Annotated in this window: 14 protein-coding genes; 5 read left to right on the top strand and 9 right to left on the bottom strand. The window is 64.3% G+C overall.

All coding sequences use genetic code 11. The features are described 5' to 3' along the window. Positions 1-350: 350 nt before the first annotated feature. Both PU724_RS26600 and PU724_RS26595 read left to right on the top strand, forming a co-directional pair. The gene (locus PU724_RS26600; protein ID WP_127282427.1) at positions 351-1,601 is read left to right on the top strand and encodes a D-amino acid dehydrogenase; all 1,251 of its coding nucleotides are present in this window, start codon (positions 351-353) and stop codon (positions 1,599-1,601) included. Positions 1,602-1,603: 2 nt separating this feature from the next. After that, positions 1,604-3,430 carry an alanine racemase gene (locus PU724_RS26595; protein ID WP_354424493.1) on the top strand — a complete coding sequence of 609 codons (1,827 nt, stop codon included), beginning with the start codon at positions 1,604-1,606 and terminating at the stop codon, positions 3,428-3,430. 66 nt (positions 3,431-3,496) lie between these two features. Here the strand turns inward: PU724_RS26595 and PU724_RS26590 are convergent, their stop codons facing one another. From PU724_RS26590 to PU724_RS26555, 8 genes are all read right to left on the bottom strand, one after another. Next, entirely contained in the window at positions 3,497-4,003 is a 507-nt protein-coding gene (locus tag PU724_RS26590; protein ID WP_320255400.1) for a hypothetical protein, read from the bottom strand. Between the two features lie 176 nt (positions 4,004-4,179). Then, positions 4,180-5,541 (bottom strand): FGGY-family carbohydrate kinase, encoded by a 1,362-nt coding sequence (locus PU724_RS26585; RefSeq protein ID WP_354424491.1) that lies wholly within the window; start codon positions 5,539-5,541, stop codon positions 4,180-4,182. A 65-nt stretch (positions 5,542-5,606) separates the two neighbouring features. Then, positions 5,607-5,921, bottom strand: a complete 315-nt coding sequence (gene rhaM, locus PU724_RS26580) for an L-rhamnose mutarotase (protein ID WP_354424505.1) — start codon at positions 5,919-5,921, stop codon at positions 5,607-5,609. Next, positions 5,921-6,922 carry an ABC transporter permease gene (locus PU724_RS26575; protein WP_354424489.1) on the bottom strand — a complete coding sequence of 334 codons (1,002 nt, stop codon included), beginning with the start codon at positions 6,920-6,922 and terminating at the stop codon, positions 5,921-5,923. The genes rhaM and PU724_RS26575 overlap by 1 nt, the downstream gene beginning before the upstream one ends. After that, positions 6,919-7,896 carry an ABC transporter permease gene (locus PU724_RS26570; protein ID WP_127391458.1) on the bottom strand — a complete coding sequence of 326 codons (978 nt, stop codon included), beginning with the start codon at positions 7,894-7,896 and terminating at the stop codon, positions 6,919-6,921. Before PU724_RS26570 ends, PU724_RS26575 begins: the two co-directional genes overlap by 4 nt. Next, positions 7,893-9,449, bottom strand: a complete 1,557-nt coding sequence (locus PU724_RS26565) for a sugar ABC transporter ATP-binding protein (protein ID WP_354424486.1) — start codon at positions 9,447-9,449, stop codon at positions 7,893-7,895. Before PU724_RS26565 ends, PU724_RS26570 begins: the two co-directional genes overlap by 4 nt. A gap of 84 nt (positions 9,450-9,533) precedes the next feature. Continuing rightward, a complete protein-coding gene (gene rhaS / locus PU724_RS26560; RefSeq protein WP_127282434.1) occupies positions 9,534-10,529 on the bottom strand; it encodes a rhamnose ABC transporter substrate-binding protein in 996 nt (331 codons plus the stop codon). 48 nt (positions 10,530-10,577) lie between these two features. After that, positions 10,578-11,381 (bottom strand): DeoR/GlpR family DNA-binding transcription regulator, encoded by an 804-nt coding sequence (locus tag PU724_RS26555; protein WP_127282435.1) that lies wholly within the window; start codon positions 11,379-11,381, stop codon positions 10,578-10,580. 185 nt (positions 11,382-11,566) lie between these two features. On the opposite strand from PU724_RS26555, the gene PU724_RS26550 reads away from it, so the two are divergent. From PU724_RS26550 to ggt, 3 genes are all read left to right on the top strand, one after another. Continuing rightward, positions 11,567-13,669: a bifunctional rhamnulose-1-phosphate aldolase/short-chain dehydrogenase gene (locus tag PU724_RS26550; RefSeq protein ID WP_354424484.1), complete on the top strand. Its 2,103-nt coding sequence runs from the start codon at positions 11,567-11,569 to the stop codon at positions 13,667-13,669. Positions 13,670-13,760: 91 nt separating this feature from the next. After that, positions 13,761-15,053 carry an L-rhamnose catabolism isomerase gene (gene rhaI, locus PU724_RS26545; RefSeq protein ID WP_354424483.1) on the top strand — a complete coding sequence of 431 codons (1,293 nt, stop codon included), beginning with the start codon at positions 13,761-13,763 and terminating at the stop codon, positions 15,051-15,053. A 370-nt stretch (positions 15,054-15,423) separates the two neighbouring features. Next, complete coding sequence (gene ggt / locus PU724_RS26540) at positions 15,424-17,163, top strand: gamma-glutamyltransferase (protein WP_354424481.1); 1,740 nt, start codon at positions 15,424-15,426, stop codon at positions 17,161-17,163. 142 nt (positions 17,164-17,305) lie between these two features. Here the strand turns inward: ggt and PU724_RS26535 are convergent, their stop codons facing one another. After that, positions 17,306-17,650 carry a hypothetical protein gene (locus PU724_RS26535; RefSeq protein WP_127282438.1) on the bottom strand — a complete coding sequence of 115 codons (345 nt, stop codon included), beginning with the start codon at positions 17,648-17,650 and terminating at the stop codon, positions 17,306-17,308. Positions 17,651-17,768 lie beyond the last annotated feature (118 nt).

The following is a 17,768-nucleotide window of genomic DNA, read 5'->3' as shown; positions in this document are numbered from 1 at the left end:
TCGCCGTCGTGGCCGTCATGCGAAAGCTGCTGACCATTCTCAACGCCATCATCCGCGACCAAAAACCATGGCAAACAGCTTGACAGCCAAGACAGTCGCTCTCCCCGTATAGTGACGGGGAGAGGGGCGCTGTCACCAATGATTTCGCCAATCGCCAACGCTGCAGGGAAGGCGCCGGCGCCGCGGCAAGCCACCTTCTCCCCGTCACTATACGGGGAGAAGGTGCCGGCAGGCGGATGAGGGGCGGCGCGGCCCTCTGCAATCACAAGGGCTCGTCCCGCACCCCGAGACGCGCTATTGAAGGCATCGGAGGCGTCGAGGCGCTCCGCATATTTGTCTTGGGGGGCGGCATGAAGGTTTTGGTGCTCGGGGCCGGCGTCGTTGGCACGGCGGCCGCCTATTACCTGGCGAGCGACGGCCATGAGGTGACGGTGATCGAGCGCCACCAGACGGCGGCGCGCGGCACCAGCCAGTCGAATGCCGGCCTTGTCTCGCCGGGCGACGCCACCGCCTGGGCCTCGCCGGCCGCGCTAAAGACCTTCCTGCGCGCGCTCTGGAATCACGATCTCGGCATCAAGGTCCGGCTGCGCTTCGATCCCTATTTCCTCGCCTGGAGCCTGCGCTTCCTGCGCCAGTGCACGGTGGCGCGCCTGCGCGCCAACAGCCAGGTCAAGTTGCGCCTGGCGCTCTATTCGCGCGACTGCATCAATTCGCTCTCCGAAGCGACTGGCATCCACTATGATGAGCGCAAGAAGGGCATCCTCTATTTCTTCCGCTCGCAGCACAGTCTCGACACCGGCACCGACAACTACCGCTACCTGGCCGAACATGGCCTGCCGATCGAGATCGTCGGCCGCGACCGGCTGATCGAGCTGGAACCCGGCCTCGCCGGCGCCAGGGACAAGATCGCCGGCGGCGTCTATTCGCCGATCGACCAGACCGGCGATTCCAGGCAGTTCGTGGAAAAGCTCGCCGCTTATTCGGCGGAAAAGCTCGGCGTCAAATTCCTTTTCGGCACGACCGTCGAGGGCCTCGACATCGAGGGCGACCGCGTGCGCGCGGTGATGACTTCTGCCGGCCCGGTCGCCGGCGACGCGGTGGTCATCGCCATGGGGCCGGAAAGCGGCCTGCTCGGCCGCCGCTACGGCATCGACCTGCCGGTCTATCCGGTGAAGGGCTACACCGCGACCATCCCGCTCGAGGACGAGAGCAAGGGGCCGACCATGGGCGGCGCCGACGAGGACCAGCTGATCGGCTACTCGCGGCTCGGCAACCGGCTGCGGCTTGCCTCGACCGCCGAGTTCACCGGCTTCGACCGCAGCTTCCGCCCGCGCGACTTCGCCGCCATGTTCAGGACCGGCAAGGATCTGTTTCCGGGCGCCTTCGACGAGAAGAAGGCGGAGCTTTGGGCGGGCCTCAGGCCAATGATGCCGAACTCCGTGCCGGTCATCGGCCTGGCGCGCTACACAAATCTTTATCTCGACACCGGCCACGGCCATGTCGGCTGGACGATGGCCTGCGGTTCGGGAAAATTCCTCGCCGACATCGTCGCCGGCCGCAAGCCGGAGATCGATCCGCAGGGGCTGGTCTACAGGAACTAGAGATGTCGGGACCGCAAGTCGCCATCGATCTCGGCCGCATCGAGCGCAATGCGCGCACCGTCGTCGAGCGCTGCGCGCAATCCGGCATCAAGGTCTTCGGCGTTACCAAGGGCATGTGCGGCATGCCGCAGGTGGCGCGCGCCATGCTGCGCGGCGGCGTTGCCGGCATCGCGGAGTCACGCTTCGAGAACATTCGCCGGTTGCGCGACAGCGGCATCAATGCGCCGATCATGCTCTTGCGCAGCCCGCCCATCGCCCGCGTCGAGGAGGTGGTGCGGACCGTCGACATCAGCCTGCAGTCGGAACTTTCGATCATTCGCGAGATCGCCCGCATCGCCGAACGCATGGGCCGCGTCCACGACATCATGCTGATGGTCGACCTCGGCGACCTGCGGGAAGGCATCTGGCCGAACGACCTTGTGCCGACTGTCGAGCAGATCCTGGAGATGAAGGGCGTGCGCATTGCCGGCATCGGCACCAATCTCGGCTGCTTCGGCGCCATCTTGCCGACCGAGGAGAATCTCGGCCAGCTCGTCGCCCATGCCTACAAGATCGAGCGTCTGTCGGGCAAAAGCCTCGATTGGATCTCGGGCGGTGCCTCGTCCTCGCTGCCGCTGCTGCTCGAAGGCCGGCTCCCCGCCGGCATCAACAATCTGAGGGTCGGCGAGGCGATCCTGCAGGGCGGGCTGGAAACCTTTCGCGATCCGCCCTGGGAAGCGCTGGAGCTCGATGCCTGCCGGCTTACCGCCGACATCATCGAGGTCAAGAAGAAGCCATCGCGGCCGATCGGCCAGTCCGGCTACGACGCGTTCGGCAACCAGCCGGTCTTTCCCGACGAGGGCGACAGGCTGCGCGCCATCGCCAATATCGGCCGCGAGGACGTGCTGGTCGAAGGCCTGATGCCGATCGCCAAGGGCGTGCGCGTGCTCGGCGCCTCCAGCGATCATCTTTTGCTCGACGTCCAGGACGCCGATCCACCTCCCGTCGTCGGCGGCCGCGTCGCCTTCCGCATGAGCTATGGCGCCATGCTTCTCGCCATGACCTCCGAATATGTCGAGAAGGCCCCGATGCACGACGTCGAGGACTATTCCGGCCGCAAGATGGTGTCGATCTCGGCCGAGCCGTCGGCGGCGGGCATCCTCGCCCGAGAGGCGACCGGGGCGCGGCTTGAGGCGATGAACTTCGATGTCGTCGAATTGGCCGACGCGGAACGGCCGCCTTCGGGCCTGATCCGGCTGACCGCCGGCGCCGACCGCCGCATTGCCCACACGGCACTTGCCGCGACCGCGCGGGCGACACACTCATTTGGCCTGATCTGGATCGATTCCATCGCCGCGCTGATGCCGGAGGAGATCGAAGGCATCGACCTGCCGGAGGCTTCGGTGCTCGCCCGCACGTTGGGCCTGGATCACAAGCCGGGCGCGTTGCAGCCGCAGCTTTCGCCGGAAAACATCGTCATCGTCGGCTTGCGCCACGCCGATCCGGCCGAGGCGCGCGTGCTGGCGGATTCGCGTGTCTCCGCCTTCACCATGACCGACATCGACGCCATGGGCATGGGGGAAGTGATGCGCGAGGCGATCCACATCGCCTCCTCAGGCACGCAAGGGTTCCACGTCGCCTATGCGCCCGAGGTCACCGAATTCGCCGGCTGGGCGGCAGGCTCGGGCGGGCTCACGGTGCGCGAAACGCATCAGGCGATGGAGGCGGTGGCACTCTCGGGCGGGCTCTTGTCGATGAGCGTTTCCGGGCTGATGGCCGAACTGGAGCCGAGGCTGGCGACGGATATGGTGAACTTCATCATGTCGGCCTTCGGCAAGCGGATTCTTTGAACGTAGCCTGCCGGCGCCAGAAGCCCGTCGCGACGGCCGCGAGGCCGCCGCGACAGTTGCTTGGCGTTACCGCTGCAGGGATTGCCGAACGCGCACGAACGGTGCCGGGTCGATCAGGTCGGTCTTGTTGAGCACGCGACCCGCGCAGCAACAGCAATAGCAGTAACACATGCTCGCCCCAAGCGGCCCGACCTTCAGCGAATAGCGCTTATCCTTCGGAATATACATCCAGTCGCCCGCATTGAGCTCGATTCCGTCATAGTAGACCGAGCCGGACATGATGAAGCGGACGCCGTCATTGTCGTGCGAATGTTCGCCGACTTCCGCGTTCGGCGCCGTGGCGGTGATGAAGAACTGGCCGCCGTCCAGGTAGAAGGGCAACTGCCACTTTGTGAATCCGGCGGGAAGCTGCTCGCGCGGAACGCCGAGAAGGTTGCACAGAGCCACGGCCTCCTTGTCCCTCGACGTCAGGATCCTCGAGTTCATCTTGTGTCCGACTTTCGCCAGGGCCTCTTCGATACGCTTCTTGCCGTCGACGAAATCGATATGAGTAGGTTTGAATGTAGAACTCATCTTCGCCTCCAAGAAAGGTTGATTAAAAATGTATCCGCATTTTACATTGAGCAGAGCGATCAATGCTTCATAGAAATGCGCTAATACATAATATGATTATGTGAGCAGCTTCACGCTTGCAGTCGGACAACCTTCAGAGGCTTGTTGCGTCGATGCTTCGCGGTAAGCGCAGCGCCCTATAAGGCGGTTCGCCAGGCTCCTGCGTAACCACTCCAGGCCGGATCATCTGGGATGTCGGTCCGCTCGCCCTTGCCTAAGGCCACGTGGCGCTCGGACGCTAGCAGGGCGGCGCCGATGCTGGTGCCGGTCGTTGCTTCCGATGCGATGACGGGCCGACCGGTTGCGGCCGCCAGCATGGGGATGAAAAGCCGGTTGCGGGCAAAGGGTCCTTCCACGGTTGTCGGCCCGTCGCCGCCGATGAGCCCAAGACAGGTCGCGGTCATCAGCGCCAGATAGAAGGAGATGGCGACGAAGCGCTCGCCGCCGCTCGTTCCGTCGGCATTGAGCCATTGCGGCTGGCGGTGCGGAAACGGCCCCGATCCCTGCTGGGTCGAGGGCAGAAGCAGCGTCCTGCGCGCCAGCACGGCGGCGACGTCGTCCTCGTTCCAGTCCTGCGGCTGACCGTCGGTCAGCAGCGAGAACTCGCGCCCGCCCATGAAGCGAGCCGAAGGCACCGGATCGCCGAGCGCGTTGACGTTGACCAGCGTGTCTCGGGCCGGATCGAGCTCGACCCTGCCGCCGCCGACCGCCATCGAAACCACCCAGGTGCCGGTCGAGACGACGGAGAAGGGTGGCCGGTCGGACAAGAGATGCGGCAGCAGCGAGGCGTTGGAATCGTGCAGCCCGCAGTACACCGGTGTCTGCGGGTCGAGCCCGGTTCGCCGGGCGAGGGCCGGCAGGATCGGTCCTAGCCGCTCCTTCGCCGGTCGCACCGGCGCCATCAGCCGACGCCAGCCCATCTTGTCGACCAGCGACGAGTAGTCGGACGTCCACGGGTTCCACAGATCGGTGTGGCAGCCGAGCGATGTCACCTCGTTGACCGCGACGCCGGTTAGCCGAAGCGCCCAATACTGCGGGCACATCACAATTGCGGCCGCCTTGGCAAATTCCGCTGGAAAGCGCCTCTGCTGCCAGAAGAGCTGCGCGCCGATGTTCAGGCCGGCCGGCAGGCGCGGCGTGCCTGTCTCGACAAAGGGCGGACGGATGAGGTCATAGTCCTCTGCGAATTCGTCTGGTCCCGAAAATTCATAGTCGAGCACCGGCAGCGCCAGGCCGCCGTCGGCGTCGACCAGCACCGCCGTCGCGCCATGGGTGGTGATCGAGATGGCGTCGATGCGCTGCTCGCGGTGCAGTTCGGCGAGGCTATCGAGGATGAACGTCCACAGGCGCTCGATGTCGTGATGCGGGTAGGGGCCGTCAGTGAGGGGCGCGTTGGCGCTGCGGCGCAGTGCCGTCTCGCGCAGGGTCGCGAGATCGACAAGCGCCACCTTGGCGTTGGTCTTGCCGATATCGATGACGGCGACGTGGCTTACCCGCATTTCTCACACTCGATCGAGGGTCGGTTGGAGAACCCGGCAGGCAGCGTGTGAGAAATGCGGGCCAATCATGCCATATGGAACACGGTTTCCAGCGGCACCGCCACCGGCTCGTTACCGGCCCTGGTTTCCATCACATCGGCCATGTGCGCCCACCAGCGCTGCATCACCGGATGCTCCGGCAGATCGGCCATGCCGTGGTCGTCACGGCGCCAGAGCACGCCGAACAGGATGTTGGTCTCCTCGTCGAGATGGATCGAGTAGTCGGAGACACCGGCCTGCTTCAACAGCGCCACCAGCTCAGGCCAGATCTCGTCGTGGCGGCGCTTGTACTCGGCCGTCATGCCGGGATTGAGCTTCATCTTGAAGGCGTATTTTTCCATCACGCGAAGCGTCCCTCGCGCAGGCGCCGCCAGACGATGGGCAGCGCAATGACGATGATAAGCAGCAGGCCGATGAAGATCGACATGACGATGCCCGGCACGTTGAGCAGCCCGAGCCCAAAAGTCACCAGCCCCATGATGAAGGCGGCGAGCACGACGCCCAGGATGCTGCCGGCGCCGCCGAGGATCGAGACGCCGCCCAGCACCACCATGGTGATCGCTTCCAGCTCATAGCCCTGCGCGATCGACGGCCTTGTCGAGCCGAGCCGCGAGGTGATCAGCACCGAGGCGATGCCGGACATCAGCCCGGTCAGGCAAAACAGGATGAACTTGATGCGGTCGACGCGCACTCCGGAGAACTGGCAGGCGACCGGATTGTTGCCGATGGCAAAGACGCGGCGGCCGAAGCTGGTGCGATGCAGCACGAACCAGTAGATGAGCGCGGCGACGAGGAACAGCGCCAGCTCGAACGAGAAAACCCACCAGACATAGCCCTGGCCGAAGAAGGCGAAGCTCTCCGGATAGCCCTTGTAGGCCTGGTCGCCGAGGATGATGAAGGCGATGCCGCGGAACAGGCTCATCGTGCCGATGGTGACGACGATGGACGGCAGGCCGAGGCGCGTGACCAGCAGCCCGTTGAAGGCGCCGCAGCCGAGCCCGACAATGATGCCGATGGCCACCAGCACCGGCGTTCCGGCGCCGGCCTGCACCGCCATCCCCATCATCGTCGAGGCGAGCGCCACGATCGCCGCGACCGACAGGTCGATCTCGCCGGAAATGATCAACAGCGCCATGGCGAGCGCGATCAGCGCCTTTTCGGTGAAGTTGAAGGTCAGGTCCGACAGCGACCACGGGTCGAGGAAATAGGGCGAGGCGAAGCTGTTGACCGTGAAGATGAGAACCGCGATGACGACGAGCAGCGCCTCCCAGGAAAAGATCGCGGACGAGAGCGGCTTGTCGAGCCGGTCGGGGATGTGGCGCGGGTGAGGGGCGTCGGTCATGCCGCTTCCGCCTTTCTGAGGATGATCCGGCCCTGCCGGCGCTCTCCGCGCGCATTCAGCACCACGGCCAGGATGATGGCGCTGCCCGATATCGCCATCTGCCAGAAGGGCGAGATGTTGATGACCGGCAGCGCGTTGGAGATGATGCCGAGGAACAGCGCGCCGAGCACCGCGCCACCGACCGAGCCGATGCCGCCGGCGATCGAGATGCCGCCGATGACGCAGGCGGCGATGATGTTGAGCTCATAGCCGTTGGCGACCTCGACCGATGCGATCACATAGCGCGAGATCCACAGATAGCCGGCGAGCCCGCCGATCATGCCGGAAATGCAAAAGACGATGAATTTTGTGCGGCCGACATCGATGCCGGCATAGACCGAGGCGGTCGGGTTGACGCCGATGGCATAGATCGAGCGGCCGATCTGCGTGCGCGTCATCACCACGAAGAACAGCGCGATCACCAAAAGCGCGATCCACGAAAGCACCGGCAGGCCGAGGAAGGCGGCGCGCTGGAAGTTGATGAAGTCCGGACTCATCTGGTCGGCATTGACCCAGGCGCCGCCGGACACCACGAACGTCGCGCCGCGATAGATGGTGAGCGTGCCCAATGTCACCACGATCGAGGGGATGTTCAGCCGCCACACCAGCAAGCCGTTGATGGCGCCGAGCACCAGCCCGACGAGAAGCGCGATGACGATCAGTGCCGGGATCGGGATCGCCGGATGCGCTGCGTTGAGCATCGCCACCACCATACCGGTGAAGCAGAGGTTCGACGCCATCGACAGGTCGATCGAGCGCGTCAGGATCACCACCATCTGGCCGAGCGCCAGGATCATCAGGATCGAGGTATCGTTGAACACCTGGCGCAGATTGGCCGGGTCGGCAAAACCCGGGAAGCGGGTCGAGATCAGGCCGATCAGCACGGCGATTGCCGCAAGCAGCCAGATCTCGCGGTATTTGCGCAAATTCTTCATGCCGCGATCCCCGCTGCGGTTCTAACCAGCGTTTCGGCATCGAGCCCCTTGTTGTCGTGGACGGCCGCGATGCGGCCTTCGCGCATGACGACGACACGGTCCGACATGCCGAGGATCTCCGGCAGTTCGGAGGACACCATGATCACCGACAGGCCTTGCGCGACGAGCTCGGCCATGAAGCCGTGCACGGCGGCCTTGGACCCGATGTCGATGCCCTTGGTCGGCTCGTCGAGGATGATCACCTTGGGCGCCGTCGCCAGCCATTTGGCGATGACCACCTTCTGCTGGTTGCCACCGGAGAGCGTGCCGACATCCTGGCTGAGCGATGAGGCTCTGAGATCCAGCCGTTCGGTGTAGGAGCGGGCGAGCGCGAACTCTTCCGCCAGCCTGAGCACGCCCGATTTCGAGGTGCGCATGAGCGAGGGCAGCGAAACGTTCTGGAAGATCGGCATCCCGATCACCACGCCCTGCTTGCCGCGCTCTTCGGGCACATACACGATGCCGGCCTTGATGGAGTCGGCGGCCGATTTCGGCGCGATCGGCTTGCCGTCCAGCGTGATCGTGCCGCGGCTGGTGCGGGTGATGCCCGATATGGCCTGCATCACTTCGCTGCGCCCGGCGCCGACCAAGCCGTAGAAGCCGAGGATCTCGCCCTTGCGCAGCTCGAACCCGATATCGTCGAATTCGGTCGGGTGCGACAGGCCGGATACGGAAAGCACGGGCACGCCGATCTTCGGCTCGCGCTGCGGGAAGATGTGGTCGACGTTGCGGCCGACCATCATGCGCACGATCTCGTTCTGGCCGGCATCCTTCAGCAGGCCCTCGCCGACCATCTCGCCGTCGCGGAAGACGGTGTAGCGGTCGGCAATGCGGTAGATCTCGTCGAACTTGTGGCTGATGAACAGCACCGCCTTGCCTTCGCTCTTCAGGAATTCGATCAGCAGGAAAAGCTCCTCGATCTCCTTCATCGAGAGCGCGGCGGTCGGCTCGTCCATGATGACGATGCGCGCATCGATCGACATGGCGCGCGCCACGGCGACCAGATGCTTGTTAGCGATGCCGAGGTCCTTCAGCCTTGCGTCGGCATCGATATGGCCGGCGCGCATCGTCTCCAGCACCTCGCGCGCATTCTTGCGCATGGTGCGCCAGTCGATGGTGCCGAAGCGGGTGCGCGGCGCGTGGCCGAGAAAGATGTTTTCGGCGACCGAAAGATCGTCGAACAGCACCGTTTCCTGATGGATGGCGGTGATGCCGTGGCCGAAGGCGGCATGCGCGCTGTGCAGCGTCGTCGCCTCGCCTTCGATGCTGATTTCGCCGGCGTCGGGCTGGTAGATGCCGGTCATGATCTTGACCAGCGTCGACTTGCCGGCGCCGTTCTCGCCGATCAGCGCCGTCACCTGGCCCGGATAGAGCGACAGGCTGACATTGTGCAGCGCGCGGACACCGGGGAAACTCTTCGAAATGCCGGAGAGCGTCAGGCGCGGGGCGGCCGGCTGGGCCGGGCCCGAAAGCGGCCGTTCCGTCTCCACTTTGTGCTGGGCTGTCGTGTCCATATCCGTATCAGGCCCTGAGAGAAGGTCCGTTTGAAGATGCGGCGGGACAATTGTCCCGCCGCACGAGCTTGAAGTCGACCAGGATCAATAGATCTTGGAGAACTTCTCGATGTTGGTCTTGTCGAACTGGAAGGGCGGAGCCATCGCAGCCGAGTTGGTGTCGTCGAGCGTCACCTTGCCGACGCGGCCGATCGACAGCGTGGCGCCGGGCTTGGCCTCTTCCTTCTTCACTGCCAGGTCATGGGCGAGGTAGATGGCCGAGTAGCCGAGGTCGATAGGGTTCCACAGCGCGACAGCCTGGCTGGCGCCGTTGTCGATGAACTTCTTGAACTCGGACGGCAGCGCCAGGCCAGTGACATTGACCTTGCCGATCAGGTTCGCGTCGGTGACGACCTGGGCGGCGGCGACGACGCCGACGGTGGTCGGCGCGATGATCGCCTTGAGGTTCGGATAGGACTTCAGCAGGCCCTTGGCCTCGTCGGTGCTCTTGGCCGAGTCGTCATCGCCATAGACGGTGGCGACCAGCTTGATCTTCGGGAACTTCTCCGGCAGCACCTTCTTCGCCGCCTCGATCCAGGCATTCTGATTGGTCGCGGTCGACGATGCGGAGAGGATGGCGACGTCGCCGCCTTCCGGCAGGTAGTCGGCGGCGAGCTTGATGATGGTCTCGCCGATCAGGCCTGTGTCCGACGGGTTGAGGTGCAACTGCCGGCCTTCCTTGGCAACGCCGGAGTCCCACGAGATCACGGTGATGCCGCGTTCCATCGCCTTCTTCAGCACCGGCACCAGCGCGTCGGCGTCATTGGCCGAAACCGCGATCGCATTGACCTTCTGCGCGATCAGCGAGTTGATCACCTCGATCTGCGCCTCGGCGGTCGCCTTGGTCGGGCCGGTGTAGATCACCTCGACATCGCCCAGTTCCTTGGCCGCTTCCTCGGCGCCCTTGTTGGCGGCGTCGAAGAAGCCGTTGCCGAGCGATTTCACCACCAGCGCGATCTTGACGTTCTCTGCATAGGCGGCATTCACGAACATGGCGGCGGAAAAGGCCGCCGTAACCAGCAGTTTCTTCAAAAAGCTCATCGAATATCCTCCCTTGAGCGTTGCATTTCCATCGCCGCTGCGGACCGCTCAGGCCTGCAGTGAAGATTCTTCCTGTGCCGCCTTGCGGGCGACGATCAGCGTCACCCCGGCGGTTTCGAGCATCTTGGCCTCGCGGTCCTCGATGCCGTCGTCGGTGATCACGGTGGCGATGCGCGTCAGCCCGCACAGGATCAGGCTGGAGCGCATGCGGAACTTCGAGGAATCGACCAGCACCACCAGCTCGTCGGCCTGGTCGATCAGCTTCTGCTCGGCCTGGATCAGCAGCGGGTCGCCTTCCATCAGGCCGAGCGGCCCCAGCCCTTGGGCGCCCATGAACATGCGGCGCGCGTAGAAGTTGCGCGTCACGTCATTGTCGAACGGCGACAGGATGATGTTCTGCTCGCGGTAGATGGTGCCGCCGGACAGCATCACCGTGTTCTTGGAATGCTTGAGCAGGTGCTCGGCGATCGGGAAGGAATTGGTGAAGATCGGCATGCGGCGGCCGGTCAGGAAATGCACCATCTGGAAAGTGGTGGTGCCGCCATTGATGATGATCGGTTCGCCGTCCTTGCACAGGTTCACCGCTTCTCGGGCGATCGCGCGCTTCTGCGCGGCGTTCAGCGTTTCGTTGACCGAGAAGGGGCGGCCGGCGAGGCCGATGAACTGTGGCGGCGAGATCGCCTCGGCACCGCCGCGCACCCGGCGCAGGCGCTTCTGCACATGCAGCGCCGCGATGTCGCGCCGGATCGTCGCCTCGGAGGAGTCCGTCAGGTCGACCATCTCCTGCACCGTCACCACAGGCTTTTCCTGGACGGCGGACAGAATGATCCTGTGGCGCTCTTTTTCGTGCATGGTTCCTCCCTGCCTGAGCATCTAGGCACTCAAAACGAGCAGTGTCAATCATTTCCGATCATATAATTTCATTGTGCAGTGCAATATGATCGATATTGATCGTTTGTGATTGACAAGTGGGCGCCTTGCGTAGACATTCCCCGCGAAAAGGACCGCACCTTTTTGCGTCCCAAGGGAGGATACCTATGCTCGACAAGCGCTCCGGCTCGCGCCTCGCCAATCTGTGGGATGATGCGAAGGCCAAGGGATTGAGCGACCCGGAGCTGCTGGTCTACCGCTCCAACACGCTCGGCTCCGACAAGCGCGTCACCAACTATGGCGGCGGCAACACCTCGTCCAAGGTCTGGCAGAAGGACCCGCTGACCGGCGAAGAGGTCGAGGTGCTCTGGGTCAAGGGCTCGGGCGGCGACAGCGCCTCGATCAAGCTCGACGGTTTCGCCACGCTCTACATGGACAAATTGCGCGCGCTGAAAGGTCTCTATCGCGGCCTCGCGCATGAGGACGAGATGGTCGGCTACCTGCCGCACTGCACCTTCAACCTCAATCCGCGCGCGGCCTCGATCGACACGCCGCTGCATGCCTTCGTGCCGAAGCCTTGCGTCGACCATATGCATCCCGACGCCATCATCGCCATTGCCGCGGCGAAGGATTCCAAGGCGCTGACGAAGGAGATCTTTGGCGATGCCATCGGCTGGCTGCCCTGGAAGCGGCCGGGTTTCGAGCTCGGCCTGTGGCTGGAGAAATTCTGCCTGGAAAACCCCGAGGCGAAAGGCGTCATCCTCGAAAGCCACGGCCTGTTCAGCTGGGGCGACACGCCGAAGGAGTGCTACGAAACGACGATCTCGGTGATCAACCAGGCGATCGAGTGGTTCGAGCGTCGGTCGGAAGGCGTGGCCATCTTCGGCGGCGAGGTGGTGAAGTCGCTCGATGCGCCTGCGCGCCGCGTGATTGCCGCGAAGTTGATGCCGAGCATCCGCGGCCTGATCTCGGAGAACAGCCACAAGCTCGGCCATTTCGACGACCAGCCCGCCGTGCTCGAATTCGTCAATTCGAGGGATCTGCGGCCGCTGGCAGCACTGGGCACTTCATGCCCTGACCATTTCCTGCGCACCAAGATCCGGCCACTGGTCATTGAATTCGACCCGGCGAAACCCGACGTCGACGCCGTCATCGCGCGTCTCGCCGACGACATCGCCGAATATCGCGTCGGCTACCAGGCCTACTACGACAGCTGCAAGCATACGGACTCGCCCGCCATCCGCGATCCCAATGCCGTTGTCTATCTGATGCCTGGCGTCGGCATGTTCACCTTCGCCGGCGACAAGGCGACGGCGCGTATCTCCGGCGAATTCTATGTCAACGCCATCAACGTCATGCGCGGCGCCTCGACCGTCTCGTCCTATGTCGGCCTGCCGGCGCAGGAGGCCTTCGACATCGAATACTGGCAGCTCGAGGAAGCCAAGCTGCAGCGTCTGCCGAAGCCGAAGGCGCTGGCGGGCCAGATCGCGCTGGTCACCGGCGGCGCCGGCGGCATCGGCCGCGCCACCGCCAACCGGCTGCTGCGCGAAGGCGCCTGCGTGGTGCTGGCCGACATCGACGAGGCTGCGCTCGCCAGCGCCAATGACGAACTGTCGAAAGCCTATGGCAAGGATTTCGTCCGGCCGGTGGTGATCAACGTCACCTCGGAGGATCAGGTCGTCGCGGGCTTTGCCGAAACTTCGGTCGAGTTCGGCGGTGTCGACATTCTTGTCTCGAATGCCGGTCTCGCTTCCTCGGCGCCGATCGAGGAGACGACACTGGCGCTGTGGAACAAGAATATGGACATATTGTCCACCGGCTATTTCCTCGTTTCTCGCGAGGCCTTCCGGCTGTTCCGCGCGCAGAAGATCGGCGGCAACGTCGTCTTCGTCGCCTCCAAGAACGGGCTGGCCGCTTCACCCAACGCCGCCGCCTATTGCACCGCCAAAGCGGCCGAGATCCATCTCGCGCGCTGCCTGGCGCTTGAGGGCGCTGAGGCGCAGATCAGGGTCAACGTCGTCAATCCCGACGCCGTGCTGCGCGGCTCCAAGATCTGGTCCGGCGAGTGGAAGGAACAGCGCGCCGCCGCCTACAAGATGTCGACTGACGATCTGGAAGAACACTACCGCTCGCGCTCGATGCTGAAGCGCTCGGTCTTCCCGGAGGACATTGCCGAGGCGATCTACTTCTTCGCCTCCGACATGTCGGCGAAGTCGACCGGCAACATCATCAACGTCGACGCCGGCAACGCGCAGAGCTTTACGCGCTAGTCGCGCATCCCTTCTCCCCGTTCACGGGGAGAAGGTGCCCGAAGGGCGGATGAGGGGCAGCGCCAGCGAACGAGTACTGGGAGGAATTGTAGTGTCCGAATTGATCATCGCTGCCGATGTCGTCGAAAAGAGCAACGCCGCCCGCAAGGCCGACCTCGTGCGCGACTACGCCTCGCTCGGAGAGCGTCTCGACCGGCGCGGCATCGCCATCGACGCCATCCGCGACAAGGTCGAAAAATTCGCCGTGGCGATCCCGTCCTGGGGCGTCGGCACCGGGGGCACGCGCTTTGCCCGGTTTCCCGGCGCCGGCGAGCCGCGTGACATCTTCGACAAGATCGAGGACTGCGCTGTCATCAGCCAGCTGACACAGGCGACGCCGACCGTCTCGCTGCACATCCCCTGGGACAAGGCCGACCCGAACCGGCTGAGGCAGGCGGCGTCCCGCTTCGGCCTTGGCTTCGATGCCATGAATTCGAACACCTTCTCCGATGCCAAGGACCAGGAGCTTTCCTACAAGTTCGGGTCGCTGTCGCACGCCGATGCCGGCACGCGCCGCCAGGCCGTCGAGCACAATCTCGAATGCATCGAGATCGGCGAGACGCTCGGCTCCAAGGCGCTGACGGTGTGGATCGGCGACGGCTCGAACTTCCCCGGCCAGGTCAATTTCGCCAAGGCCTTCGAGCGCTACCTCGACGCCATGCGCGAGATCTATGCTGGGCTGCCGGACGACTGGCGGCTGTTCACCGAGCACAAGATGTACGAGCCGGCCTTCTATTCGACGGTGGTGCAGGACTGGGGCACCAACTACATCATCGCCAGGGAACTCGGCGACAAGGCCTACTGCCTGGTCGACCTCGGCCACCATGCGCCGAACGTCAACATCGAGATGATCGTATCGCGGCTGATCCAGTTCAAAAAGCTCGGCGGCTTCCACTTCAACGATTCCAAATATGGCGACGACGACCTCGATGCCGGCTCGATCGACCCCTACCGGCTGTTCCTGGTCTTCAACGAACTGGTCGATGCCGAGCTTTCCGATGCCAAGGGGTTCAATCCCGCGCACATGCTGGACCAGAGCCACAACGTCACCGACCCGATCGAAAGCCTGATGCTGTCGGCGGTCGAGGTGCAGCGCGCCTATGCGCAGGCGCTGCTGGTCGACCGCAAGGCGCTGGAGGGTTTCCAGGAAGCGAACGACGCGCTGATGGCGACGCAGACCCTGAAAGCCGCCTATCGCACCGACGTCGAGCCGATCCTGGCCATGGCTCGGCTGAGGACCGGCGGCGCCATCGATCCGGTCGTCGCCTATCGCGCCGCCGGCTACCGGGCGAAGGTCGCGGCCGAACGGCCGGCTGTCGCCGGCGGCGGTGGTGGGATTGTTTGAGGCCAAGTCGGCGATTGCTCCAGGCAGTTTTTCGATAATCGTCACTGTCGACGCTGCCCCTCATCCGCCTGCCGGCACCTTCACTCCGTGAACGGGGAGAAGAGCGCTGGCTGCGACCTCGGCGTCTGCTCTGCCAGCTTGGCGATTGGCGAAGCCACCGACGAGAGCGCCCCTTCTCCCCGTCACTATACGGGGAGAAGTGCCCGGCAAGGCGATGAGGGGCAGCGCTGACCTCGGCCATTTCCTATCCTTCGGACAAAGACCGAAGCGGAGGCCGGCCCAGCGGGCCGTTTCGATTATTCAATTGTTATTGGACTATCGCGCTCCAAGGGTCTTTCCTAGGCGTCCCCCACGCCCCGGAGTCCCCGCCATGCAACTCACCCGTCGGACGCTGATCGCCGTCAGCCTTTCGCTTACCCTCACCCTCACGCCATCGGCCGCCGTCTTCGCCGCCTCGCCGGCCCCAGCCAAGGGCGAGAACGGCATGGTGGTGACGGCCCAGCATCTCGCTTCGGAAGTCGGTGTCGATGTGCTGAAGAAGGGCGGCAACGCTGTCGATGCCGCGGTCGCCGTCGGCTACGCGTTGGCCGTCGTCTATCCCAACGCCGGCAACATCGGCGGCGGCGGCTTCATGACCATCCGCCTCAAGGACGGCCGTTCGACCTTCCTCGATTTCCGCGAGCGCGCACCGCTCGCCGCGACCAAGACCATGTATCTCGACAAGGACGGCAAGCCGGTGAAGGGCGCCAGCCTCGACGGCTATCTCGCCGTCGGCGTGCCGGGCTCCGTCGCCGGTTTCGAGATGGCACGCCAGAAGTATGGCACGCTCACCAGGCAGGACCTGATGGCGCCGGCGATTGCCTATGCCAGGGACGGCTTCGTCCTCAACCAGGGCGATGCCGCCTCCCTCGCCGGCGGCGCCGAACGGCTGGCCAAGGACCCGGCGGCCGCCGCGATCTTCCTGAAAAAGGACGGCAAGCCATACGGCATCGGCGAGAAGCTCGCCCAGCCGGACCTCGCCGCCTCTCTGTCAGCCATTTCCGAGAAGGGGCCGGACGCTTTCTACAAGGGCGCCATCGCCGACGCGATCGTCAAGGCAAGCGGGGCCAAGGGCGGCATCCTCGCCAAGGGCGATTTCGAGCAATATGCCGTGCGCGAGCTGAAGCCGGTGACCTGCTCCTATCGCGGCTATGAGATCATCTCTTCGCCGCCGCCGAGTTCCGGCGGCGTCATCATCTGCGAAATCCTCAACGTGCTCGAGCTCTATCCGCTGTCCTATCTCGGCGCGGGGTCGGCCGGAACGGTGCATGTCATGGTCGAAGCCATGCGCTACGCCTATGTCGACCGCAATTCGGCGCTCGGCGACCCGGATTTCGTCGACAATCCGGTCGAGAAGCTGCTCGACAAGGGTTACGCCAAGGACATTCGTGACAAGATCGATCCGTTCCGCGCGGGCGTGTCGAAGGACCTGATGCCGAAAGGCTTCGGCGAGTCGAAGGAGACCACCCACTATTCGATCATCGACAAGGACGGCAATGCCGTCGCGGTGACCTATACGCTGAACGGCTCCTTCGGCGCCGGCGTCGTTGCCGACGGCACCGGCATCCTGCTCAACAACGAGATGGACGATTTCACCCAGAAGCCGGGCGTGCCCAATCTCTATGGGCTGGTCCAGGGCGAGGCCAATGCGATCGAGCCGAAGAAGACGCCGCTATCCTCGATGAGCCCGACCGTGGTCACCAAGGACGGCAAGCCCTTCATGGTCATCGGCAGCCCCGGCGGCTCGCGCATCATCACGATCACGCTGGAGGCGATCGTCAACGTCATCGACCATGGCATGAACATCCAGGAGGCGATCGACGCGCCGCGCATCCATCATCAATGGCTGCCGGACACGGTCTATGTCGAGCCGTTCGGGCTGTCGCCGGATACCGAGAGGCTGCTTGCAGGCATGGGCTACCATCTCGAACTCGCTGACAAGACCTGGGGCCAGGCAGCCGGCATCCTGGTCGGCGGCAAGAGCCTGGGCGAAATCGAGAAGGGTGGCGGCGCCCGCTACAACGGCGCCATCGACAGCCGCGCCGCGGCGGGCGAGGCGCTTGGGTACTAGAGCAATTTCAGGAAACGTGTGTAACGGTCAGGCTCGGCGACTTCGCCGTAGCCTTCCGTCCGGAATTGCGTCAAACCAAAGAGATAAAGCGGTTCGCCGTTTCCGTGAAACGGTGAAACGCTAGGACTGGTCTAGGCCCGGGTCAGATGACCAGCGTCAGCGTGGAAGCCAAAAGCATAAGGGCGGCGATGCCGACGAACAGGGCATAGAGGCGGGGACGGTCGAGCAGCAGCGCGTTGCCCGATATCCAGGCGGATGTCGCGCCGCCAAGCGCGAACAGGAAGCCGTTGCGGTGGCCGAACGTCATCGAGGCGGCCATCAGCCCGCCGATGATCAGCGCGCCGAACACGATGATGACCGCGACGGCGTATTTCTCGAAGTCGTTGCCACTCCCCATGGCCGGACCGATCGCGTTCAAGCTCGACAGCTCGTCCGGATCGAAGGGGCTGGTCGACCCATATTCGTCATGACCGACGGGTTCTCGCATCACTCAATCTCCGCTGCCCGGCAACAAACCATCAACATCCGCCGAGCGCAACCCGAACGCGCCTTGCCGGGGGCATCCGCCGCGATCTTCAACATCTTCTGGTGCCGACGTGCCACGG

The organism is Mesorhizobium abyssinicae, from assembly GCF_049887195.1.
In the GTDB taxonomy this organism is placed as follows: domain Bacteria; phylum Pseudomonadota; class Alphaproteobacteria; order Rhizobiales; family Rhizobiaceae; genus Mesorhizobium; species Mesorhizobium abyssinicae.
Note: the sequence above shows the minus strand (reverse complement) of the source record. Positions and strands in the feature narration are given on the sequence as shown.